A 23,803-nucleotide genomic window follows, 5' to 3' on the forward strand; every position below is an offset into this window, starting at 1 on the left:
GACATGGAATTCCTGACCAAGATCAATGACCTGCTGACCGAGCACCTTGGTGAGTTCGGCCCTCTGATCGCAGTTGGCGTGCTTGGGTTGTTCATGATCCTTCTGACGGTTCCGGTTCTTTTGAACCAGAAAGAAGACCCCCTCAACAAACTCAAGCGCGACACCGCACCGAAAGCGCCTCCAAAAGGTAAAAAAGATCAACTGCGCCAAGCTGGCCGCAACGAGCAGCTTGAAAAATTCGCGGGATTCCTGGAGCCGAAAGACGCCGAAGAGTTATCCGCGATCCAACTCAAGCTGCGTCAGGCTGGTTATCGTTCGAAGGACTCTGTACGATTCTTCCATTTCGCACAATTTGCGTTAGGGATTCTTGGGTTACTAATCGGAACACTGTTTGTCACCGTTTTGGCAAGCGGGCAGGAATTCAGCGGACAACAGATAGCCATCCGCCTTCTCACCCCTGGGTTCATCGGTTACTTCTTGCCGAAATACTGGATCACCCGCCGGGTCGCGACCCGCAAAGAGAATATAACCTCCGGATTTCCGGACGCGCTGGACATGATGCTGGTCTGCGTCGAAGCGGGTCAGTCGCTTGATCAGGCGATTGTCCGTGTCGCAGCAGAGATGCACGTCTCCTACCCTGAGATTGCCGAAGAGTTCGAGATTGTCGCCCACGAATTGAAGGCGGGAAAGGAAAAGGACAGGGTTCTCAGGGACATGGGCACACGTTGCGGGGTTCAAGACGTATCGTCCTTCGTTACGGTGATGATCCAATCGGCGACCTTTGGCACTTCGATCGCGGAAGCCCTGCGCGTTTATGCCGATGAAATGCGCGACAAACGCGTCATGCGCGCCGAAGAGGCCGCAAACAAGTTGCCAACGAAAATGACCCTTGCCACAATGATGCTGACGGTTCCGCCGCTGTTGGTCATTCTGGTCGGCCCCTCGGCTCAAGGCATCGCGAATCTGAAAAACATCGGCGCAGGCAACTGATAATGTTCAAACCGGGCGTGGGCGGGCCCAGATCTCTATGCAGAAAGTTAGCGGTCATCGCCATTTTGACAGCGATGACCGCTTGCGCGTCCAATAGCCTGCCCGACACACCTTACCCACCCGGTTTTGATCCATGGGGCGAAGAGGTAGAACCTCTGATCGTGGCGCATCGTCTTATGGAATCCGGTGAATACGAATTGGCCCTGAACGCCTTTTCCCGTGCGGCCCTGAAGGAAGGGATGACAACCGAGATCGTAACCGGCATGGGTACGGCCAATCTGGGGTTGGGGCGTCTCGGACAATCCGAGAAACTGCTCAGGCGAGCGGTCGAAGAGGCCCCGGACTGGCCTGAGGCCTGGAACAACCTTGGTGTAGTTCTGGTGGAAACCCGACAGTATCCCGAGGCCGCATTGGTGTTCAAGAAGGCTTATGCGCTGGACAATGGCGAAAGTGACGCAATACGCGACAATTTACAGTTAGCTCTCGCAAAAATGGAAAATCCTGTTACCATCTCCGAAAAAGAAGAATTCAAACTGGTGCAGCGGGGACAGGGCGATTTTGTCCTGCGCAGAACACCATGATCGAGGCAAGAGCAGTAAGGGACGCAAAAATGCGCCACTCCATCCTGATTCCAAGCATGCTTGCATGCGGGCTGACGCTGGCAGCCTGCGCAGATAAAGGCGAGGAAACCGTCGACAAGACCCTGCAGGACATCAATGTCATCGACGAAACCAACCTCAACGACGTCATGTTGAGCGTCGCAGACCCGAATGAGGCGGTCGCATATTTTCAGCGGGCATCGGCGGCCAATCCCGACCGCGCTGACCTACAACGCGGTCTCGCCTATTCCTTGGGTCGTGCAAAACGCAGCACCGAAGCCGCTGCCGCCTGGTCCAAGTTGGTGAAGATGAACGGGTCGACCACCGAAGACAAGGTCAGCTACGCCGACGCTTTGATCCGTTCTGGCGACTGGGCCAAAGCGGAAAGCACTCTGGACACGATCCCGCCGACGCATGAAACTTTCAGCCGCTACCGTCTTGAGGCGATGGTGGCCGACGCGAACAAGGACTGGAAACGCGCGGACTCGTTTTATGAAACCGCTATCGGGCTGACGACACGTCCAGCCGGAGTGATGAACAACTGGGGATACTCCAAGTTGACGCGCGGCCAATATGCCGAAGCAGAACGCCTGTTCAACGAGGCGATCAAGCACGATAAATCCCTGTTCACCGCCAAGAACAATCTGGTTCTGGCGCGTGGAGCACAACGCAACTACGCCCTCCCCGTTGTTCCGATGGATCAGGTCGAGCGGGCAACCCTGCTGCACACGATGGCCCTGTCGGCAATCAAGCAGGGTGACGTGGAAACCGGCAAAACCCTGCTACGCGACGCAATCTCAACCCATCCGCAACACTTTGAAGAAGCCGTAAGATCGCTGGACGCGTTGGAGAGCGCCTGAGCAATGGAAATTCCTTCGACGGCAGCAATTTGGTTCTTGCCATTTGTGCTGCCGGTTTGCCTGTACGTTGCCTTTACCGATCTGCGCGAGATGAAGATCAAGAACCAGGCGAATACGGCGCTATGCGGGATCTTTATCGTCGTTGGCCTCATCGCCCTCCCCATGTGGTCTGGTGATTGGCCGACCGGCACAGTTGGTCCTTTTACATTCTCGCTACCCGTCTATGTCTGGCAACTTCTCCATCTGCCGGTCGTGTTGCTGATCGGGTTCCTTCTGAACGCGGGCGGAGCGGTCGGGGCTGGTGACGCCAAGTTCGCCGCTGTCGCAGCCCCGTTTGTCTGGACCTCAGATATCAGGCTGGTTTTGGCCATTCTGGCGGCAGGTTTGCTGGGGGCATTCTTTACCCACCGACTGGCCAAATACACAGCCCTGAGGCGTATCGCGCCAGAATGGAAAAGCTGGGAGGCGGGCAAGCTCTTTCCCATGGGGCTGACTCTGGCCGGAAGCCTGTCCATTTACTTGATTCTGGGAACGATTTATGGGGCGTGAGTGATCATCGACACGCCCCGGCTCTGCCTTTGTGCTGCCACATTGCTGGGCCAGTTTTACCCCGTGCGGTTCCACCCGCGAAACAATACCGGCGAATCTGAACGAACGAGCACCGCTCATGAACATGCAGACCACCACCGTTATGGCCCCACCGCCCCCCAAGGGGCTGGCGGAAATGAAACTTCCACTGGTCATGATGCGGGACATTCTTCTCAAGACCATCTTCCGCAAAAACGTCAACATGGTCACCGAGATTGCCGAGGCCATTTGCCTGCCGGGGTCCGTGACCCAGGAACTGGTGGATATTGCACGAGAGCAGAAATTGCTGGAAGCAACCGGCACCCTCGTCGCCAATGCCGGCAACGAGATGGGGTACCAGTTGACCGACGCAGGCAAGGCACGGGCGCTGGATGCACTCAGCCAGTCGGAGTATTTCGGTGCGATGCCGGTGCCGCTGGACGTTTATCGCGAACAGGTCAAGCGCCAGTCGATTCGCAATATTCAAGTGACCCGGGAACAGCTCGTCAACGCGATGGGGCATCTGGTTTTGCCAGACAGTTTGCTGGATCACCTTGGCCCTGCGGTCAGCGCCGGCAGGTCGATCCTGATGTATGGCCCCCCGGGCAACGGTAAGTCCTCCATCTCAAACGGTATTCGCGATGCCTTAGGCGATCATGTCTATGTTCCCCGCGCCATAGAATATGCCGGTCAGGTGATCACGGTCTATGACCCGATCGTGCACAACCTGATCGAACAGGAAACGGACGATCCTAACAGCCTGCGCCGCCGCAAGCGTTTCGACACCCGTTATGTGATGTGCGAAAGACCGACGGTGATTACCGGCGGTGAACTGTCGCTCAGCATGCTGGATCTGGTCTATAACCCAACTGCGCGCACCTATCAGGCGCCGCTTCAGCTGAAATCGACCGGGGGTATCTTTATCGTCGACGACCTTGGCCGCCAAACCGAACCGCCGCAGGCGTTGGTCAACCGCTGGATCGTACCGCTTGAAGAAAACAAAGATATTCTCGGCCTGCAATCCGGTGAAAAATTCGAAGTTCCCTTCGACACGCTGGTGATCTTTTCAACCAACTTTCACCCGAATGAAATCTTCGACATGGCGGCCTTGCGCCGGATCTTCTTCAAGATCAAGATCGATGGCCCGAACCAGGAGAATTTCCTGAAGATCTTTGCCATGGTTGCCCGCAAGCGCGGCATGCCACTGGATGAGTCGGCGCTGGTTCATCTGCTCAAGGTCAAGTATCCGACGATCAACAACATCTATGCGAACTATCAACCGATCTTTTTGATCGACCAGATGATTGCCATCTGCGAGTTCGAGGGTATTCCCTATCAAATGTCGCCAGAACTGATCGACCGGGCCTGGGCCAACATGTTCGTGAGGGACGAAGAGATCGTCAAATGATCGGTCTGGCCGGTTGCGGCCGCATGGGCGCTCCGATGCTCGCCGCCCTGCGCCGCGCTGGCTTTGACGCCCGGGGATTCGATATCCGTGATCCGGCCGAGTTCGGGGTGTTGCAGCCTTTTGTTACCAATGACGCGACCGCGTTTGGGCAGGGTTTGCACACCTTGCTGACTGTTGTTCGGGACGTACCGCAAACTGAGGATGTTCTGTTTGAGTCTCAGGGTTTTGTCGATGCACCCGGTCTGCGCCGGATCATCCTGTGCTCGACGCTCTCTCCTCGATACGTGCGTGAATTGCGCGAGCGGGTTCCCGACAGGATCAGCCTGATCGACGCCCCGATGTCGGGGGCGCAGATCGCCGCGCAAGAGGCGCGGTTGTCTTTTATGCTGGGTGGTAACGCTGGGGATCTGGACGCAGCGCAGCCGTTGTTTGACGCCATGGGTAGGCATTATCACCGTATGGGGCCATACGGCATGGGGATGCAGGCCAAGGTTCTCAACAACCTTCTGGCGGCCTCAAACACGGCGATCACACGGCTGGTTCTGGACTGGGCACACCAAGCCGGGCTGGACCAGCACAAATTGTTGAACCTCATCCATACAAGCTCGGGCCAGAACTGGTTCGCTTCCGGGTTCCAAAAGATCGAATTCGCACAGGACGGATATCAAGACGACAACACGATCGGCATTCTTGTAAAAGACGTCGAAAGCGCTCTTGATGCTGCTCCGGACGGGGCGGGAATAGGTCTTTTCCGATCTCTCCAGAACCTTTTGCGGGATCTCGAACCGCATAAATGATCATCTTTGCCGGATTCTATCCGACCGGCAAAGCGCCCTGCGCGCCCTCCCTGAAACACGCAAGGCGCCTCCCTCCGCAAGTCTAGGTTCAGTCGAAGAGGAACCGGAGCCTGTTACCGACATTTGGTCGCTCTGCCCTGAGCACTTGTCAGATCGCGTAACGGCATCAAGAACGTTATCAAACCCACGCCAGCCGGCTTGTCCGTATCACTCTTGAAAGCTTGCGACCCAGACTGCTTTCTGGACTTCGGGCAGAATGGCGGCGCTGGTTTTGATTTCGAGTGCCGGGTTCTCCTGATCCTTCTGATGCAGCGCAGCACCGGCCGATTGCGTGACCGCTGTTACGCATACGGCGGTGGCAACGATGGCCGCAATGAATTTGGTGTTTGCTTTCATGCCCGTTCTGCCTTCTACGACGATTTTCCCAGCACAACGGATATATGGCGCCCACGGCTGATCGGGACCTGTCCTTACAATTAAGTTTTCTTCACATTACCGATATGACCGCCTTCCTGACCCCATCCGCCAGAACACAAATCCCGGTCGCGACAGGCCCCTGCAGCACGACTTCAAGGGGCAACAGGGCAATTTGACATTCCCGTCTCGCAGGGTTTCAATCAAGGTTCCTTCAGCGGCGGCCAGATTGTGCAGATATATGTGCTGCGGCGAGATAGGTGGAAAAAGACGTTAGACCGCAGTTTAAATCCGATACTGTAAGAGTTTACGCTTGGACGAATCGAACACCTCCCGTAAAGGGCGGCGCACATCCACAGGCTTCAAACCACAGGGGACATGGTTGATTGAAACAGACGTCTGACGCACCGCATTCCGTTTATGGCGTGGAAAAATGGGGCAAAGGTCTCATAGAGGTGACTGAGGACGGCGAGATCGGCCTTCGAAATCCCCTTGCCCCCGATGCGGCCGCCATCAGCCTGCCGGGCATTCTGCACGATCTTGATCAACGTGGCATCCGGGCACCGATGCTGCTTCGGATCAGTTCATATCTGGAAAACGAGATTGCCCATATCAACGAAAGCTTTGCCGAGGCCATCGCGCGCACCGGATATCGCGGCCAGTATCGCGGCGTATTCCCGATCAAGGTGAACCAGCAGGCACAGGTGATCGACCGGATCGTCGAGTTCGGACAGAAATACAATTACGGGCTCGAAGCGGGTTCGAAACCTGAACTCGTCATCGCGCTGGCGCACCGTCTGGCGCGCGAGGCGCTGATCGTCTGCAACGGCGTCAAGGATGCCGAGTTCATCCAGCTTGCCATCCTCAGCCGCAAGATCGGCTTTAACACCGTAGTCGTGCTGGAAAGCCCGAAAGAAGCCGACACCGTGATCGAGGTCTATAACGAGCTGGGCATCGAACCCTTGCTGGGCGTGCGGGTGAAGCTCACCAACCAGATCAGCGGCAAATGGGAAGAAAGCTCGGGCGACCGCTCGGCTTTTGGCATGAACACTGATCAGCTGGTGTCGGTGGTGGACAAGCTGAAAGCAGCCGGTTTGCTGCATTGCCTGAAGCTTCAGCATTCACATCTGGGCAGCCAGGTGCCCGACGTCAACGACGTGCGCCGCGCCGTTGGCGAAGCCTGCCGGTATTATACCGAACTCACGCGCGAAGGCGTGCCGCTCGGTCATCTTGATCTCGGTGGCGGTATGGGCGTGGATTACACTGGCGAAAAAAAGGCCACCGAGAACTCGATCAACTACACGGTCGAGGAATACTGTGCCAATGTTGTCGAAACCGTGGCCTACGCGATGGATGAGGCCGAGGTGGACCATCCCACGCTGGTCACCGAAAGCGGCCGCGCCGTCGTAGCGACCTCTTCGATGCTGGTCTTCAACGTCCTTGAATGCACGCTTTATGACGCGCCGAACGGGCCTGACGTACATCCCGACGACCACCATCTGGTGTCGGATCTGGCCGCCGTGCACGGCTATCTCAGCCATGACCGGCTGCAAGAATGCTGGAACGACGCCACCTTTTACCGCAACGAGTTGCGAGCGCTGTTCCGGCGCGGCTATGTCGACCTGCGCCAGATGGCACGGGCCGAGCGCATCTACCTGTCTCTGATGGCCCGTATCAAAGCACTCGTCGCCACGGAAGAGGGGGAAACAGATGTCGATGCCCAACTTGAAAAGCTGGCCGATATCTATCACTGCAATTTCTCGCTGTTCCAGTCGCTGCCCGATGTCTGGGCCATCGACCAGTTGCACCCGATCGTGCCGCTGCAGATGTTGAACCAGGTCCCTGACCGTCGTGCCGTGCTTAGCGACATCACCTGCGACAGCGACGGCAAGATCGGCCGTTTCATATTGGCGGAGGGCGTTTCGCCCAGCCTGCCGGTCCACACGCTGCCCGAAGAAGACGATTATTACATGGGCGTGTTCTTTGTCGGGGCCTACCAGGAAACCCTTGGCGATCTGCACAACCTCTTTGGCGACACCAATGTGGTCACCATCGATCTGCGCGCCGATGGCGGGTTCGACCTGCTGCACGAGCAGGAAGGCGACACCATCTCCGAGGTTCTGGCCTATGTCGAATTTGACCCGGCCGATTGTGTCGCCGCCTTCCGCAAGATGGTGGACGAGGCGATCTCGACCGGCACGTTGAAAGCCAAGGATCGCAAGACACTGATGAGCGCCTACCGCGACTCGATCAACGGCTACACCTATTACGAATAACCCCCTGTGAGAGGAGACTACCCCATGGGCAAAACACTGGTTGTCGGCGCAGGTGGCGTCAGTCACGCTGCCGTGCACAAGATGGCAATGAATTCGGATATTTTTACCGAAATCACGCTGGCCAGCCGCACCAAGTCGAAATGCGACGCCATCGCGAAATCGGTCAAGGAGCGCACCGGGGTAGAGATCAAAACCGCCGCACTCGACGCCTACAGGGTCGCCGACACCGTCGCCCTGATCAAGCAGACCGGCGCCGAAATCCTTGTGAACCTCGCCCTGCCCTACCAGGACCTCGTGCTGATGGATGCATGCCTCGAGGCCGGCTGCCACTACCTCGACACTGCAAATTACGAGCCCGAGGACGTGGCCAAATTCGAATACCACTGGCAGTGGGCGTACCAGGACAAGTTCAAGGAGGCGGGCCTGACCGCCATTCTCGGTTCGGGCTTCGATCCGGGCGTCACCTCGGTCTTCGCCACATGGCTCAAGAAACACAAGCTCGACACCATCCGCCAGATCGACGTTCTGGATGCCAATGGCGGCTCGAACGACCAGGAATTCGCCACCAACTTCAACCCGGAAATCAACCTGCGCGAAGTTCTGGCCGAAGTGCGCCACTGGGAAGACGGCGAATGGAAAACCAGCCCTGCCATGACCACCAAGGTCGAGTTCGACTTCCCCGCCATCGGTCCCAAGAACATGTACCTGATGTATCACGAGGAACTGGAATCGCTTTCGACCCACTTCCCCGAAATCGAACGCGCCCGTTTCTGGATGACCTTCGGCGACGCCTACATCACCCATGCCAAGGTTCTGGAAAACGTCGGCATGACCCGCATCGACCCGGTCATGCATGACGGACACGAGATCATCCCGATCCAGTTTCTCAAAACCCTTCTGCCCGATCCCGGCGATCTGGGCGCGGAAACCAAAGGCAAGGCCTGCATCGGCGACATCGCCACGGGTCAGGCCAAGGATGGCTCGGGCGAGAAAACCTATTACATCTACAATATCTGCGATCATCAGGAGTGCTACGCGGAAGTCGGCAGCCAGGCCGTCAGCTACACCACGGGTGTCCCCGCCATGATCGGCGCGGCGCAGGTGCTGAAAGGCAACTGGGTGCAACCAGGCGTCTGGAACATGGAGCAACTCGACCCCGACGATTTCATGGACATGCTGAACGACCATGGCCTGCCATGGCAGGTTCATGAACTCGACGGCCCGGTCACCTTCTGATCCGCGTCAGCTTCATCTGGCCCTAAATATCCCGGGGGTCCGGGGGCAGCGCCCCCGGCCTCTCCACTTCAAGGAGACGCCGGACATGTCCGACATGATGACCACTCAGGCAGGCGATGCCGGAGCTTTCCGCGCCTTCGATCTCAATCGAGTCCCAACCCCCTGTTTCGTGGTCGATGAAAAAGCGGTTCAGCGAAACCTTGAGACGCTTGCGGATATTGGCGCCCGCTCCGGGGCGCATGTCCTAAGCGCACTCAAGGCGTTTTCAATGTTCTCACTGGCCCCGCTGGTGCGCCAGTACCTCGGCGGCACCTGCGCCAGCGGCATCTACGAGGCACGTCTGGGCCGCGAGGAATATGGCGGCGAGGTCGCAACCTTCTGTGCCGGCTATAAGGACAGCGACATCGACGAGATCATTGCGCTCAGCGACCACATCATCTTTAACAGCCCCGCTCAAAAGGACCGATTCCTCGGTAAATGCCGCGCGGCTGGCAAACAGGTAGGCTTGCGCATCAACCCGGAACACTCCGAAGGCGAGATTCCAAAATACGACCCCTGTGCCCCCTGCTCGCGGCTGGGTACCCCTGTCAGCCAGTTGACTAAAGAAGCCCTGAACGGCGTCGACGGCCTGCACATGCACACGCTTTGCGAGCAAGGATTCGAACCGCTCCAGCGCACATGGGCCTCGGTCGAACCAAAGCTCGCACCTTTCATCGGTGGCCTCAAATGGCTCAACTTCGGCGGCGGTCATCACATCACCCGCGACGACTATGACCGCGACGGGCTGGTTGCCCTCATCAAGGGCATTCGCAGTAAACACGGCATCGACGTCTATCTCGAACCCGGCGAGGCTGTGGCTCTGGACGCGGGCATTCTGGTCGGCGAAATCCTCGACCTGCCGCAGAATGGTATGAACCTTGCCATCACCGATATCTCTGCCACCTGCCACATGCCCGACGTGATCGAGGCTCCCTATCGCCCCGCGCTGATGGACGAGGCACACGCAGGCCACATCTATCGCCTCGGCGGTCCGTCCTGCCTGGCCGGCGACGTGATCGGGGATTATACATGGGCCGAACCGCTGCGGATCGGGCAGCGCTTTGCCTTTCTCGATCAGGCGCATTACTCGATGGTCAAGACCAACACCTTCAACGGTGTGCCCTTGCCCACGATCGCGCAATGGAACAGCGAAACCGACGAACTGAAGATCGTCAGACAGTTCGGATACCAGGACTTCAAGGACCGCCTTTCATGAGCATCTTTCTCGACAGCGAACTGACCGACGCCGAGCGCACAGAAACCGCACGTTTCCGCGTGATCCCTGTACCGTTGGAACGCACCGTTTCCTATGGATCCGGCACAGCAAATGGCCCCTCCGCGATCATCGAGGCCTCGAACGAGCTTGAGCGGATCGTCGGTACCGCTGAGCCTTGCGCCGACGGTATCATAACGGAACCACCGCTGGATTGTGACGCCCCCCTGCCAGAGGTGATGGAGCGTCTCGCGACCCGCACCGAGGCGGCGGTGCGCGCTGGCAAGGTTCCTGTCACGCTGGGGGGCGAACATTCTCTCAGCTATGGTGCGGTCATGGGCGTGGCGCGCGCGCTGGGTCAACCGGTCGGCATCGTCCAAATCGACGCCCACGCGGATTTGCGCATCGCCTATCAGGGCGAAAAGCATAGCCATGCCTCGGTTATGCATCTGCTGGCCGAAGAAGGCATCTCTCTGGCGCAATTCGGTGTCCGCGCGCTGTGCTCGCAAGAGGCGGAAAGCCGCGAACGCAACTCCGTCTTCCATGTGGACGCCGAAGAGCTGGTGACCGGCAATATCCACAGCGTCGATCTGCCCGAGGATTTCCCCGAACTGGTCTATGTCAGTTTTGACGTCGACGGGTTGGACCCTTCGCAAATGCCGGCCACAGGTACGCCGGTGCCCGGCGGCCTTGGCTATTATCAGGCGCTGCACCTTGTGGAACACGCGCTCGAGGGGCGCAGATGCGTGGGCTTCGACGTTGTTGAACTGGCGCCCGACGGCAATGCCGCGTGGAATTTCACCGCCGCCCAGATCGTTTACCGGTTGATGGCCGCCTGCTAAACGCCAGCCAGAATTGCCGGACGGGTGGAGCTGTCCCGCCCGGCGTGGTCGTCAGTCGAGTTTGCCGTCCTCGGCGGTCTCGTTCAGTTCCATATGCCCGCCACTCTTTGACAAAAGCTTGCGCAGCATCGGCTCAAAGAATTCCAGAGGCTTGGTGGGATAATCCGGATCAAAGGCGCACTGGTCATAGTCGTGGCAAAACTGGCGGCAATCCTCCCAATAGGGGCTGTCGCGATACTTGTCGCGCGCGTTCCTGTCGCCACCCAGGAAATGATTGTAGTAGTAACCCTGAAACACGCAGTGATGCTTCAGAATCCAATAGGTTCTTTCGCTGACATAGGGCTTCATCATCGCTGCCGACAATTCACCGTGGTTGTAGGGGGACAGGATATCACCCACGTCATGCACCAGCGCGGCAATCACAATTTCATCGTCTGCCCCATCCTCGTATGCGCGCGTAGCCGCCTGAAGGCAGTGCTGATAGCGGTTCACCGGATAGGGCGTCCATTCCTCATCGAGCGACCGGATGGCGTCGAGGATGCGATCCGGCAAGGCCGCGTTATAGCCATCTTCGTAATCCATGACCGCCAGGAAATCTTCCTTGGTGGCGTTCTCGAAACTGGTCCAGGTGGGTTTGTGGTTTTTGTCCAGCATTGCGGTTTCCTGCTGCTAATGTCGCTCGGACACTTTATCAGCGCACCTAAAAGCAAAAAAATGAATTGATTTTATCAATTTGAAACGAAAATGTTTTCAAATGCAGATCAATGCGCTGAAAACCTTTCTATCAGTGGCCGAAACCGGAGGGTTTCATGCGGCCGCGCGCAAGATGAACGTCACGCAGACGGCAGTGAGCGCCAGAATACGCGCGCTTGAACAGGCTTTGGGACAAGACTTGTTCACGCGAGGCGCAGGCGGCACGGCACTAACAGAGTTCGGCCATCAGTTCCGCCCCTATGCCGAACAGATGGTCGGGCTGTGGAGTTTTGCAACGCAGGACCTCGCCACTCAGGCTCCCAATCGCCTGTCGATCCGGCTGGGTGCGCAACTCAGCATCTGGGACCCTCTTCTGGTCGATCTGGCCATCAGTCTGGAGCGGAACTTCGGCAAGCTGCTGCTGACCCTGAATTATGACCACGATCTGAACATGGTCGAGGCGGTGTCGACGAATGTGCTGGACGCAGCGCTCACGCACGAAAAACCGCGCAACAAGCAGATTGTGTTCGAAGAACTGCCGCCTGAACGGTTGTTGTTGGTGGAAACGCCCGGCCTTGGGTCGGACGACGACACTATTTTCGTCAATCTCGAGCTTGGCGACCTTTATCAGCATCATGTTCGCACGGTCGCGCGTCAGGCATCGGGGCAAACGATTTTTCTGGGCAATTGCATGATGGCGCTTCGCTATGTGCTGAACCGCGGTGGTCGCGGATATTTCCCGGATTACGTCATTGGCGCATATCTTCGCACCGGCCAGCTGACAGAAGTTCCAGAGGCGCGAGACCTGTTGTTGCCCATGTACCTTGTCACCCGCCCGGACGTTCCACAGCGCCGTCAGTTAAGCGAAATCCTAACCTGTCTCAATACACTGCGCCAGGCGTGAAGGCTGGCACAGCGTTCCGGACCCTACAGAAGCATCTCCAACTTTGCCTGCGGGAACCTGGAAAGGACGTTTGCGGCCTTCTCTGCCGAAAGCAGGCACAAGGCCGTCGAAAGCCCATCCGCCACGGCCGCGCGCGGCGCCGACACCGATACGGTTTGATGCACAGAATACCCACCGCGCGGGTCCAGGATATGACCCTGTTGCGCGCTCAGCATGGTGCCGCTTGGGGTCGATGTGGCCACGGCCCGGTCGCGCAACGTTATCCGCTGACGGACGGTTTCGTCAGGACCGACCAGCCCGACGCTCCAGGCCGAACCGTCGGCATGCGCGCCCAGCGCCGCGATCTCGCCCATGTCCACGAGTACGTCTCGCAACCCGAACGATTTCAACAAATCGGCAATGCGGTCTGTTATTGCGCCCTGCGCAATCCCGTTGAGGGTCAGACCTGACAGTCCGGGCTGAGCCAGCCGTACGTCGCGCGACGTGACACGAACTCTTTCCCATCCGACCGCGGCGCGGGCCGCGTCGATTTCGGCCTGCCTTTTGCCCAAAGCCAGCGCCATCCACAACGGCTGTACACTGGGATCGAATGCCCCATCGGTCGCCTCGTTCAAAGAAGAACACAGGCTGAGGATATCCAGCAATTCCGGCGCGGGGTCTTGAAGGTACCCTAGCGCGTTCAACTGGCTGAGCTGAGAGTCCGGGCGGTATAGGCTGAAAATCCGTTCCAGCCGCTCCAATTCCGCCTCGATTGCGGCGAAGATGGGCGCAGCCTGCACCTCATCAAGTCCTTCAAGGCGCAGGCTGGCCCCCGCGCCCAGCGCAATGCCACGCCACCGGGCAACCGGTGCAGCGAATGCACCCGTGGGCAGCGCCGCGCAGGCGGCGGAAACGGTCAGAAAGCGGCGGCGTGAAACAAGTGTCATGCCGGTGTCTCCAGCGTCAGGTCCAGATCGACGGGGCCAAGAACCTCGGCCTCGGGAATGTCAGACAGCGGCAGGACCTTGCCGCCGTATTGGTCGATAAATGTCATCGCGGCGGCAGGATCGGCAAAGGGAACGACCTCGGGCGCGCCCATTCCGCCTGCCACATTGGCGCCAACGACAAAGGTCGCGGCACCGGCATCGATCCAATTGGATATACCGGGGTTCGCCCAGTTTTGCGCGGCCCCCATGTCGCTGACATAGACGGCCGTTATTTCGGCATCCCGCTCCGGTCCTTTGAGGTAGGCCAGCATGTCCCGCACCTGCGCAAAGAACAGCGGCGCTGGATGGCCTTCCAGATGGATCTGGCCCTTGGGGCCACCATGTTCGGCGACATTCATCTGGCAGAAGTAGCTGAGTGCGACCTCGGTCAGGTCAACCGGCGCAGGGGGCGCGGCAGCCTGTTCCTCCTTGCAGGCAGAAAGAGCGACCAGAGCAATCAGGGCGAGGCGTCTCATGGTTCGACCCTCCGGAAAGCAAGACGGGCCAGGGCAAAGCCCAGCACCGGCCAGATCAACAGCGAAGCCGGAGCGGCCCACACAGGCAGCGCCTGCGCCGCGCCGGTCATGCCCGAAGCCATTGCCACGCTTTCGGTCGCGGCGATGTTCCAGAGACGGAATGCGTCGGCCGGGTTAGCTACCATCACCCATGGAAAGACGGATTGGGTGAAGTTGCCGCTTTTGTCCATGACCACGGCCCCCAAAAGCCCCAGATCATAGAGAACGACAAAGATGAGCCAGAGCCCGGCCGACAGACCTGCCGCCGCCGTGGCGCCCCGTGCCAGGGCCGACAGCAGGTATCCCAGCGCCAGAAACACGGCGCCCAACAGGATCGAAGTCACGATAAGACGCGCCAGCGCCAACAGGCTTTCCGACCCCGCACCGCCGAACCATGCCGCCACCGCCCCGGCAGTGCCAAAGCCGACGGCCATGGCAAAGGCCAGTGCCGCAAGATGCGCGGTGAACTTGCCCAACAGGATTTCACCACGCCCTGCAGGATAGGACAGCAGCAACGCCAGGCTGCCCCGATCCACGTCGCCGGCGATGGCGTCGAATGAAATCATCAGGGCCAGCAGCGGCGCGAGGTAGACCGACAGCGTGGTCATCGAGGCCACAGATACTGTCAGCATGTCGACACCCAGCGTACCAGTCGGCGCGCTGCCGGCAAATGTCAGCGCCAGCGCAAACAGCACCATGATCAGCGTCGCCACCAGCAGCCAGCGGTTTCGGCGCAATATCAGCATTTCGGCGCGGGTTATGGCAAGAAACCGAGTCATTGCAGGCCCTCCCGTGCATAGTGACGATAGAGATCTTCCAACTTGGGCGGTGTCATCTCGACATCTGCCACTGCATCGCCCAGCCCTGCAATCCGACGCAGGGCCTGCATCTTGTCCGCAGGCGAACAAAGCAATTCGACCGATGCTCCATTGACGCGGCTGCCGCCCAGTTCTGCAGCCAGAGCCTCGGCATTCTGCGACGCGCGCACGCGCAGCCGGATCGGCAGCCCCGCCAGTTCCGACAGGTTCGACAGTGTATCATCTGCCACCTTCACGCCCCTGCGCAATATGGCGATGCGGTCGGTACGGGCCTCGACCTCGGTCAGGGCGTGGCTGGCGATCAGCACCGCTGTGCCATGCCCCGCCAACTCGTCGATGATAGCGTAAAGATCCTGGCGCGAGATCGGATCAAGCCCGCTGGTAGGTTCGTCCAGCAGGGCCACTTTGGGGCGGCCCAACAGAACCTGCGCCAGCCCGAGACGCTGCCGCATTCCCTTGGAATAGGTGCCGATGCGACGATCCAGGGCTTCACTCAGTCCGACACGATCAAGCAGACTGGCAATGTCGGCTTTCTCTCCAGACAAGCTGGCGAACAGGCTCAGTTGCTCACGCCCGGTCAGGGCAGGATGGAACGATACCGCCTCGGGCAAGTAGGCCGTATCGCGCCGCGCGGTCGCGCTGCCGGGATGGGCATCGCCGACACGGATCGATCCGCCGTCGATGGGGATCAGCCCAAGAATGGATTTGATCAGCGTCGACTTGCCCGCGCCGTTGTGACCCAACAGCGCCACGCGCTCGCCGGGGGCAAGGGTCAGGTCAACGTCGCTCAGAACGCGGTTGGGGCCGCGATCCTTGCGTACTTTCTGAATAGTCAGGGCCTTATCCGTCATGAGGCACCTTTTGCATTGCTAGGGGTTTCGGGGCTTGCATCAGGGGATTGCTGTCGATCACGCCACCCGGCAACAATGCCGGAAAGGCCGATTGCGACCAGCGCACCAGTTGCACGGCCGGGGAGCCGAGCAACAGTTTGGCTGCGGGTTGAGTCCACAGCACATGATCCATGCTATCGTTGGGGCGATAGGGGGCGTCGGCGACACCGTCGCCGTTCACGTCATAGGCCGCAAAATCGGACCAATAGTTGCCGCGACCGTCCTCGGACCATTCGACCCAGCGGGTCGATACGTATTTAACCTGTGTGCGGTTGCCGACAAACGCATTGCCGACAATCCTGTTGCCCTCGGACCCGGCGGTGAAATGGATGCCGATGCCGCACCCTTCGAACCAGTTGTCCGAGAATTCGTTCTTGTTGGCATTGTAGAGGAAGGTGCACTTTTCCTTGGCCCCCTTCACCACATTGCCCGAGATCACGCTCTGGTTGGCATAGTTCAGCATGACTCCGTGTTCCCGATCGCCGATCGAGACGTTGTCGGTAATCTTCACCCGTTTGGTGAACATCACGGCATAGCCAAGATCGTTGCCGATTGAAACATTGCCCGAGACCTCGGAATTGTCGGCGTACATGTAGTGTACGGCAAAGCGAAGGTCGCGAAACAGGTTGTTTGTGAACGTGTTTTTCTTGGACGAATTCACGAAGATCCCGTCGCGGCCAAATTGGATGTCATTGCCATCGACCACCGCGCCCGGAGCGTTCCAGACATAGACGCCATTGCCACGCGAATTCATGTGGCGGTCCTGGCGACCTTCGATCCGGTTGCCCTTCACAAGGCTGTCTCTGGCCCCGTGAATGTCGACGCCATAGAGGTTGCCGATCAGAACGTTATCCTCGACCACCGGTGCTTTGGCCGTCTTGGTCAGCTTGATGCCGCTGTCGATCCCTTCATGATCCGAGCCCGAGCCGATCACTGTCAGACCGCGCACGGTTACACCCGGCCCGGTGATGGTGATGACGCTGCCTGCGCCCTGTCCGTCGATAGTGGCCTGCCCCAGCCCGTCGATGGTGACGGGCCGGTCCAGAACCAACTGCTCTGTGTAAACGCCTGGCGACAGGCGAAGGGTGTCTCCCTCCTCCGCCTGCGCCAATGTCTCAGCAATGGCCCCTGCCCGATTGGGTACATCCCATTCCGCCGCCCAGAGGGGCGAGCCGAGCAGGAGCGGTATCAGCAGGGACCAGCGCATGGGTTATGCTCCCCGCGGCTCGACGAACATCCGGCCGCGCATCTCCATGTGAAGCGCGTGGCAGAACCACTGGCAGTAGAACCAGTGCACGCCCGGACGGTCGGCAATGAACGTGACCGAGGCGGTGGCCTGCGGCGCAACTTCCATCGCGATACCGAAGTTCGACAGGCAGAAGCCGTGGGTCACATCATCCACGTCATCCAGGTTGGTGACATAGACCGTCACTTCATCACCTTGTTTGACGGTGAACTTCTCCATGCTGAACACGGGCGCGGTCGAGGTCATGTAGACCCGCACTTTGTTGCCATCCCGGATCGGTTCCTCGGCACCTTCGTCCAGATCGACACCGTCAGCGGCAGCCTGCGCGCGCGCCTCTTCCCACATCGGGTCGTTGCGGTCCCAGACGTTGACCGGGTTCACCTTGGACCGGTGAACAATGATCGAGTCATGCGGTTCGGCAAAGGTCGGGCCGTCATGGACCACCTTCATCTTGTCACCGGAGATATCGATCAGCTGCTCATTCTCGGGCTTCAGCGGGCCTACGTTCAGGAAGCGGTCTTTCGAGAACTTGTTCATCGAAATCAGCCACTTGCCATCCGCTTCGGCAGTTTCACCCATCGAGGTCGAGTTGTGACCCGGCTGGTAATGCACGTCGACCTTGTCGACGATCGGGTCAACATCGGCACCTGCATAGGCCTCGATCGCCTTGGCGATGTTCCACTTCACCACCTGGCTGTCCAGGAACAGGGTGGTATAGGCGTTGCCCTTGCCGTCGAACGCCGTGTGAAGCGGGCCAAGACCCAGCTGCGGCTCGGCGACAACAGCAGAACGCGGATCGGCGTTTTCGCTGAACAGCGCATCGACCTTTTCCACATCGATCACGGATACGGTCGGCGACAGCTTGCCGTTGATCATGATGTGTTTCTTGTCGGGTGCTGCGTTCACACCGTGCGGCGAGTTCGGGATCGGGATGTACCGGGTCAGGTTTCCACCCGCCTCTTTACGTCCGTCCACGACCTTGACGCCGTTCAGTTCCTGATAGTTCCCGGCCGCTACGGCCTCTTCGATACCTTTGAGGTTGAACACGACCACATGGTCCAGCTCGTTCTCGGTCATCTCGGCCAGGTTCATACCCATTTCCGAGTTGTACGAGGTCGAGAAGGCGTATTTGCCCTGATAGTCGCAGTCGGTGTTGTCGAGGTTGCCCGACACCATCACCTGCCACGCGATTTCCATCGTATCACCGTCGATGGCGGTAAAGATGTTCACGTATTGCGACGGATCATCAAGGATCGAGCCATCATTGACCAGCGGTGCCTCGTGTTCACCATTGGCGAAAATATAGCCGGTGCGCGGGTATTTCTGTGGGCGCAGGCCGTGGATGTCATGCGCGTTCGGGATCTCGATGATCTTGTCGCATTTCATCACGTCACAACGCACACGGGCCACGCGGGTGTTGGCTTTGTCGTTCATGAACAGATAACGGCCATCATAGGTGCCGTCGGTGAACGACATATGCGGGTGGTGCAGGTCGCCGTTGTCATAGGTGACCTTGCCGTTCGCAGCCAGGTATTCCTTGGTTTCAGGCAGCAGGCCTTCGGTCAGAACCTTCAGCGACTCGTTGGTCTGGCCCCAGCCCGTGGCCGAGCAGCGGTTGAACACCGGCACCCGCATCAGTTCGCGCATGGACGGCACGCCCAGAATGCGCAACTCGCCGGACTGGCCCGAGGACCAGAAGCCGTAATATTCGTCCAGCTCACCTGGCTCCAGGCTTGCATTGGCCGCGGCAGATGCCTCGCGGGCGGTCATCAGGGTCGAGCCCAGACCGGTGCCGGCCAGCACCGCGCCAGTGGCGGATGCTCCCAACAATCCGCGGCGGGTGACGTTCAGTTTTTTATCGTGTTCCGACATGATCGTTCCTCCTTTCAGGAAACTTCTTGCGGTTTGGCGTTTGGATGGTTCGCCGGTGGTTGTCCGAGCGGGGTCTTGAGATCGACCGACCCTGTCTTGGCCCGCCGTTTGATCTGGCGGATGACGACGGGACATTTGGTCTCGGACTGATAGAGCACCTGACAATGCAGGCAGGTGACGCACTCGTTCGGATTGATCTCACCGGTGGGGTGGATCGCCTGAACGGGGCATTCATTGGCGCAGGTCTGACAGGGTGTGCCGCAATCTTTGTAGCGGCGCAGCCAGTCGAACATGCGGATACGGGCAGGGATCGCCAGCGCTCCGCCCAGCGGGCAAAGATAGCGGCAATAGAACCGCTCAACGAACAGCCCGATCCCCAGCAGGACCAGCGCAAAGACCACAAACGGCCAGTCGCGCATGAATTTCAGAATGATTGCGGTCTTGAACGGCTCGATCTCGGCATATTGCTCGGCCAGCGGGATTGACACGAAACTCAGACCAAAAAGGCCCAGGAAGATCATGTATTTCGCAGGCCACAGGCGCTCGTTCAGACCCCAGGGCAAAGTCCATTGCGGGACTTTAAACGCCCGCGCGATCTTGTTGGTCAGCTCCTGAAGCGCGCCAAACGGGCACAGCCAGCCACAATAGGCCCCACGACCCCAGAACAGCAGGGCGGCGGCCACGGCAAACCACTGGATAAAGACCAGCGGATCCAGCAGGAACGCGTCCCACGAGAACCCCGTGCGCAAACTGCCCGCCAGCGCCATCAGGTTCACCACGCTCAGCTGTGCATTGGCATACCAGCCGATGAAAAACAGGGTCATCGTCAGATAGCCGATGCGGAACCAGTAGAACACACGCGCATTCATCGTGGCATGGAACTGGAAGAAGAACGTCGCCGTCAGCACCAGCAGCATGACACCAAGCCCGGCAATCTCGACGGTGCGGTCCTTCCAGATTCGTTTCCACAATGCCGCCTTGGCAGCCGCTTCGCCGGTTGCATCATCCACGACCGATGGGGCGGTGACCGGCAACAGGTACTGTTCCGGCAGCTTGTATCCCAGATCGAAGGTCAGAAAGGTCTTTTCCACAGCCCCGACGGCACGCTGCACCAGCAATTGCAGGCGGAACGGCTCGGCCGGGTCAAACTCGGCATCAGCCGGGATTTTGAAAATATCCAGTTCAGTAAAGCTGGGGGCATCCGGTGCTGCAACCTCACCCAGACGGCGCTGCTGCTTGTCGAAGAACCGCACCGAACTGTCGCCCTGGATCAGCTGAATCCGGTCAAAGATCCCACCCCGGACATAGCCCGATCCCTTGAAACTATAGGCCCCGCGACCCAGAACCAGAATGGCCTGTTCGCCCTCATCCAGCCAGTTGGTCAGGTTCTGGTATTCAGCCTCACCCAGCAGCGACTTGCCGATGGACGGCACCGAAACAAGCGCCATATGCATGTCGATGAAGGTGTCATCCGGCTCGCCCGGTTCGGGGCGCTTGATCGCGCGCTGATCCCCGGTGGCTTCAAAGGCGGCATTGACCTGCCCGACATCCAGCGTCATCCGCCGGACCGAGCCGTCTCCCGACAAAGTGGTCCAGTCGTAGACCGCATCCTGCGCCATGTCGACTTCGCGCTGCGGCCCGTCAGCCTGCACCGGGGACAAACCGCCCAGACCCAGCGCGCGGGCCACTTTGATCCCGCCGCGCACAAGGCTGTCATCGATCACCATGATCGTCACGGTCGCGCCCGAGATGATGTCGAGGTCATGCCCCTCACCCCCGGTCTCGGCCTCTCGTTTCAGGTCAAGGCCCGCATAGCCTTCGGTCAGTTCGACCATCCGGGAATTGGGAATGCCTATCAGAACGATGGGTTCGGAATGCTTGACCAGCTGAACGCCGGTCAAAACAGCATCCGCGTCGATGGCGGCAACCACGTGAATGGGTTTGCCGGAATATCCGGTCGTGCCTACAAAGTCCGAAGTCAGAAAAGCCCACGCGATAGTTTCACCGCCTCGAAGGACCGGGGCAACTTTCACGTCGCTGCGTACCGGGCCAAACGCGTCGGCGCCCGGGGCCAGGTCAGCCGGATCAATGTCAGGAAGAAAGCTGGCAAGACTGTCGGCGCGCGCACTGATTGCGACAACGCAGGACAGAACGAGGGCCAGAAGGAAATGGATTGCGCGACTTACGACCACGGCGCACCTCCGGTTACTTGGATTGACGCCATGGACGCGCGCGGGGCGCGTTCGGTTCTGTCTTGGGGCGCGCACGGGGGGCCCCGGCCAGCGGGCCAGAGATGCTGTGACTTGTGCGAAATGTACAGGCCCTGCACCCCCCATTGTTCATTTTGTACAAAACGAAGCGGGTCGATTTGGGGCATCTGCGGCAATGGCGCGGCGGCTGTCACCGCGCACAGGGCGCAGTGCGCGCAGTCCTGGCAGGGGCCGGTGTCGGGGTTATTGTCTTCAGGAGTCACCTGTACCAACACCGCCCCTGCCTCCGAGCAGATTTCCATCCATTCACCCTGCTCCGCGCTCGCCAGCGACGGAGCGACAAGCTGCAACAGCAACAGGAGGATGCCCAAAACCCCAGCCACCGCTTGGAACGCGCGGGCGGTTAGGAAAGGATTAGGGCGACGGGCGAACATGCAAAATCCGACTCGGAATTGGTATACGCCCCGAGTCCTACGCCTGATTTGAATCGGGCAACTTGACTTAGGTCAGGTCCTTGAGCGCAGCCGCATTCAAACCCGCCTTGGCCCGGCTTTTTCGAAAAGCTGGATCGAAATGGAAAAATTCCCTTAGACTGTCCTGAACAAGGCAAACAAAAAAGGGAGGAGAAGATGCTCGACACGACATTGACGGACCAGACGCAGGAATTTCTGGATGCGTTTGGCAAGGCCCTTGAGCAGGGTGACATCGAGGCCGCAACCGGAATGTTTCAGGACGATTGCTATTGGCGGGATCTGGTTTCGTTCACGTGGAACATCAAAACGGTCGAGGGCAAGGCGCAGGTGGCCGACATGCTGCGCCACCAACTGGCCACGACAAAGCCGCGGAACTGGAAAGTTGCCGACGGCGAGCTTGCCACCGAAGATGGCGGAGTAATCACCGCCTGGATCGAGTTCGAAACGGAGGTGGCGCGCGGCTATGGTCTGTTGCGCCTTAGGGACGGGCGGATCTGGACCCTGCTGACGACGATGGTGGAACTCAAGGGGCATGAAGAGCCGAAGGGTTTCCAGCGCCCGCTGGGGGCGAAACACGGAGCGGGCAAGCACCGCACCACCTGGAAAGAGGAGCGCGAGGCGGAAGAGGCGGAGCTTGGATACAAGACCCAGCCTTATTGCCTGATCATCGGTGGCGGTCAGGGCGGGATCGCCCTGGGCGCAAGGCTGCGTCAGCTTGGCGTGCCGACCATCATCGTCGAGCGCAACGACCGTCCCGGCGACAGCTGGCGCAACCGCTACAAGTCTTTGTGCCTGCATGACCCGGTCTGGTATGACCACCTGCCCTATATCAAGTTCCCCGAGAACTGGCCGGTGTTTTCGCCCAAGGACAAGATCGGCGACTGGCTGGAAATGTATACCAAGGTCATGGAGCTGAACTATTGGACCCGGACCACGGCCAAATCCGCCAGCTATGATGCGGCGGCCAAGGAATGGACCGTGGTCGTGGACCGCGACGGCGAAGAGGTCGTGCTGAAGCCCAGGCAACTGGTGATGGCGACCGGCATGTCGGGCAAGGCCAATATGCCGAATTTCCCCGGCATGGAAAAATTCAGGGGCGATCAGCACCATTCCTCGCGGCATCCCGGCCCGGACAGGTACAAGGGCAAGAAGGCGGTGATCGTCGGCTCGAACAACTCGGCCCATGATATCGCGGCGGCGCTGTGGGAGAACGATGTCGACGTCACCATGGTGCAGCGGTCCTCGACCCATATCGTGCGGTCGGACACTTTGATGGAGATCGGTCTGGGCGATCTTTATTCCGAGCGCGCGGTTCAGGCCGGCATGACCACGGAAAAGGCCGATCTGATCTTTGCCTCGCTGCCTTATGCGATCCTGCACGAGTTCCAGATCCCCGCCTATGCGGCGATGAAGGAGCAGGATAAGGCGTTTTATGACGGGCTTGAGAAAGCGGGGTTCTGGCTGGATTGGGGCGACGACGAGTCCGGCTTGTTCATGAAGTACCTGCGGCGCGGTTCGGGCTATTACATCGATATCGGAGCCAGCCAGCTGATCATCGACGGTGAGATCAAGATCAGGCGCGGGCAGGTTGTCGAGGTTGATGAAACCGGGGTGATCCTGGATGACGGGACCCATCTGGACGCGGATGTCATCGTCTATGCCACCGGCTATAACTCGATGAACGGCTGGGTGGCCGATCTGGCCGGGCAGGAGATGGCCGACAGGGTCGGCAAGGTCTGGGGGCTGGGGTCGGACACCACCAAGGATCCGGGGCCGTGGGAAGGCGAAGAGCGCAACATGTGGAAACCGACCCGGCAGGAGGCGCTGTGGTTCCACGGTGGCAACCTGCATCAGTCACGGCACTATTCGCAGTTCCTGTCGCTGCAGATCAAGGCCCGGATGGAGGGCATCGACACGCCGGTCTATGGCCTGCAGGAAGTGCACCACCTGTCCTGAGGCATGGCACGGGCCGGGGT

22 protein-coding genes are annotated in these 23,803 nt (G+C 59.3%); 12 read left to right on the forward strand and 10 right to left on the reverse strand.

Features of this window, described 5'->3' with window-relative positions:
• Positions 1–3: 3 nt before the first annotated feature.
• The 6 genes from AC2FNB_RS04730 (at position 4) to AC2FNB_RS04755 (ending at position 5,221) form a co-directional block, all read left to right on the forward strand.
• The gene (locus AC2FNB_RS04730; RefSeq protein ID WP_496744798.1) at positions 4–990 is read left to right on the forward strand and encodes a type II secretion system F family protein; all 987 of its coding nucleotides are present in this window, start codon (positions 4–6) and stop codon (positions 988–990) included.
• 74 nt (positions 991–1,064) lie between these two features.
• Positions 1,065–1,571: a tetratricopeptide repeat protein gene (locus AC2FNB_RS04735; RefSeq protein WP_496744800.1), complete on the forward strand. Its 507-nt coding sequence runs from the start codon at positions 1,065–1,067 to the stop codon at positions 1,569–1,571.
• Positions 1,572–1,600: 29 nt separating this feature from the next.
• On the forward strand, positions 1,601–2,449 hold the full coding sequence (locus AC2FNB_RS04740) for a tetratricopeptide repeat protein (RefSeq protein ID WP_480747761.1): 849 nt from the start codon (positions 1,601–1,603) through the stop codon (positions 2,447–2,449).
• Positions 2,450–2,452: 3 nt separating this feature from the next.
• A complete protein-coding gene (locus AC2FNB_RS04745) occupies positions 2,453–2,998 on the forward strand; it encodes a prepilin peptidase (protein WP_496744802.1) in 546 nt (181 codons plus the stop codon).
• 118 nt (positions 2,999–3,116) lie between these two features.
• The gene (locus AC2FNB_RS04750; protein WP_496744803.1) at positions 3,117–4,424 is read left to right on the forward strand and encodes a DUF8689 domain-containing protein; all 1,308 of its coding nucleotides are present in this window, start codon (positions 3,117–3,119) and stop codon (positions 4,422–4,424) included.
• On the forward strand, positions 4,421–5,221 hold the full coding sequence (locus AC2FNB_RS04755) for an NAD(P)-dependent oxidoreductase (protein WP_496744805.1): 801 nt from the start codon (positions 4,421–4,423) through the stop codon (positions 5,219–5,221). The genes AC2FNB_RS04750 and AC2FNB_RS04755 overlap by 4 nt, the downstream gene beginning before the upstream one ends.
• Positions 5,222–5,428: 207 nt before the next feature.
• Here the strand turns inward: AC2FNB_RS04755 and AC2FNB_RS04760 are convergent, their stop codons facing one another.
• Complete coding sequence (locus AC2FNB_RS04760) at positions 5,429–5,617, reverse strand: hypothetical protein (RefSeq protein WP_496744806.1); 189 nt, start codon at positions 5,615–5,617, stop codon at positions 5,429–5,431.
• Positions 5,618–6,021: 404 nt separating this feature from the next.
• Between AC2FNB_RS04760 and speA the strand changes: the two genes are divergently transcribed.
• The 4 genes from speA (at position 6,022) to speB (ending at position 11,241) form a co-directional block, all read left to right on the forward strand.
• Positions 6,022–7,911, forward strand: a complete 1,890-nt coding sequence (gene speA, locus AC2FNB_RS04765) for a biosynthetic arginine decarboxylase (RefSeq protein WP_496744807.1) — start codon at positions 6,022–6,024, stop codon at positions 7,909–7,911.
• 24 nt (positions 7,912–7,935) lie between these two features.
• Positions 7,936–9,147 (forward strand): saccharopine dehydrogenase family protein, encoded by a 1,212-nt coding sequence (locus tag AC2FNB_RS04770; RefSeq protein WP_480747767.1) that lies wholly within the window; start codon positions 7,936–7,938, stop codon positions 9,145–9,147.
• An 85-nt stretch (positions 9,148–9,232) separates the two neighbouring features.
• The gene (gene nspC / locus AC2FNB_RS04775; RefSeq protein ID WP_496744809.1) at positions 9,233–10,402 is read left to right on the forward strand and encodes a carboxynorspermidine decarboxylase; all 1,170 of its coding nucleotides are present in this window, start codon (positions 9,233–9,235) and stop codon (positions 10,400–10,402) included.
• Complete coding sequence (gene speB / locus AC2FNB_RS04780) at positions 10,399–11,241, forward strand: agmatinase (RefSeq protein ID WP_480747769.1); 843 nt, start codon at positions 10,399–10,401, stop codon at positions 11,239–11,241. Before nspC ends, speB begins: the two co-directional genes overlap by 4 nt.
• 51 nt (positions 11,242–11,292) lie before the next feature.
• Here speB and AC2FNB_RS04785 read toward each other — a convergent pair whose 3' ends face one another.
• A complete protein-coding gene (locus tag AC2FNB_RS04785; RefSeq protein ID WP_496744811.1) occupies positions 11,293–11,895 on the reverse strand; it encodes an HD domain-containing protein in 603 nt (200 codons plus the stop codon).
• Between the two features lie 100 nt (positions 11,896–11,995).
• Between AC2FNB_RS04785 and AC2FNB_RS04790 the strand changes: the two genes are divergently transcribed.
• Positions 11,996–12,838 (forward strand): LysR family transcriptional regulator, encoded by an 843-nt coding sequence (locus AC2FNB_RS04790; RefSeq protein WP_496744813.1) that lies wholly within the window; start codon positions 11,996–11,998, stop codon positions 12,836–12,838.
• 23 nt (positions 12,839–12,861) lie between these two features.
• On the opposite strand, the gene AC2FNB_RS04795 is transcribed toward AC2FNB_RS04790, so the two are convergent.
• From AC2FNB_RS04795 to AC2FNB_RS04830, 8 genes are read right to left on the reverse strand one after another with little or no spacing between them, the layout of a single operon-like run.
• Positions 12,862–13,764 (reverse strand): FAD:protein FMN transferase, encoded by a 903-nt coding sequence (locus AC2FNB_RS04795; protein ID WP_496744814.1) that lies wholly within the window; start codon positions 13,762–13,764, stop codon positions 12,862–12,864.
• Entirely contained in the window at positions 13,761–14,279 is a 519-nt protein-coding gene (locus tag AC2FNB_RS04800; protein WP_496744816.1) for a nitrous oxide reductase accessory protein NosL, read from the reverse strand. Before AC2FNB_RS04800 ends, AC2FNB_RS04795 begins: the two co-directional genes overlap by 4 nt.
• Complete coding sequence (locus AC2FNB_RS04805; RefSeq protein ID WP_496744818.1) at positions 14,276–15,097, reverse strand: ABC transporter permease; 822 nt, start codon at positions 15,095–15,097, stop codon at positions 14,276–14,278. Before AC2FNB_RS04805 ends, AC2FNB_RS04800 begins: the two co-directional genes overlap by 4 nt.
• Entirely contained in the window at positions 15,094–15,987 is an 894-nt protein-coding gene (locus AC2FNB_RS04810; protein ID WP_496744820.1) for an ABC transporter ATP-binding protein, read from the reverse strand. The genes AC2FNB_RS04805 and AC2FNB_RS04810 overlap by 4 nt, the downstream gene beginning before the upstream one ends.
• Positions 15,977–17,233, reverse strand: coding sequence for a nitrous oxide reductase family maturation protein NosD (locus AC2FNB_RS04815; protein WP_496744821.1), 1,257 nt, complete (start codon positions 17,231–17,233; stop codon positions 15,977–15,979). The genes AC2FNB_RS04810 and AC2FNB_RS04815 overlap by 11 nt, the downstream gene beginning before the upstream one ends.
• A 3-nt stretch (positions 17,234–17,236) precedes the next feature.
• A complete protein-coding gene (gene nosZ / locus AC2FNB_RS04820) occupies positions 17,237–19,144 on the reverse strand; it encodes a TAT-dependent nitrous-oxide reductase (RefSeq protein ID WP_480747777.1) in 1,908 nt (635 codons plus the stop codon).
• Positions 19,145–19,158: 14 nt separating this feature from the next.
• Complete coding sequence (locus tag AC2FNB_RS04825; RefSeq protein ID WP_496744823.1) at positions 19,159–21,336, reverse strand: 4Fe-4S binding protein; 2,178 nt, start codon at positions 21,334–21,336, stop codon at positions 19,159–19,161.
• Positions 21,327–21,788 (reverse strand): DUF2946 family protein, encoded by a 462-nt coding sequence (locus tag AC2FNB_RS04830; RefSeq protein ID WP_496744825.1) that lies wholly within the window; start codon positions 21,786–21,788, stop codon positions 21,327–21,329. The genes AC2FNB_RS04825 and AC2FNB_RS04830 overlap by 10 nt, the downstream gene beginning before the upstream one ends.
• Positions 21,789–21,983: 195 nt before the next feature.
• On the opposite strand from AC2FNB_RS04830, the gene AC2FNB_RS04835 reads away from it, so the two are divergent.
• Complete coding sequence (locus tag AC2FNB_RS04835; RefSeq protein WP_496744827.1) at positions 21,984–23,783, forward strand: NAD(P)-binding domain-containing protein; 1,800 nt, start codon at positions 21,984–21,986, stop codon at positions 23,781–23,783.
• Positions 23,784–23,803: the final 20 nt, after the last annotated feature.

The organism is Ruegeria sp. BHSB058, from assembly GCF_059613285.1.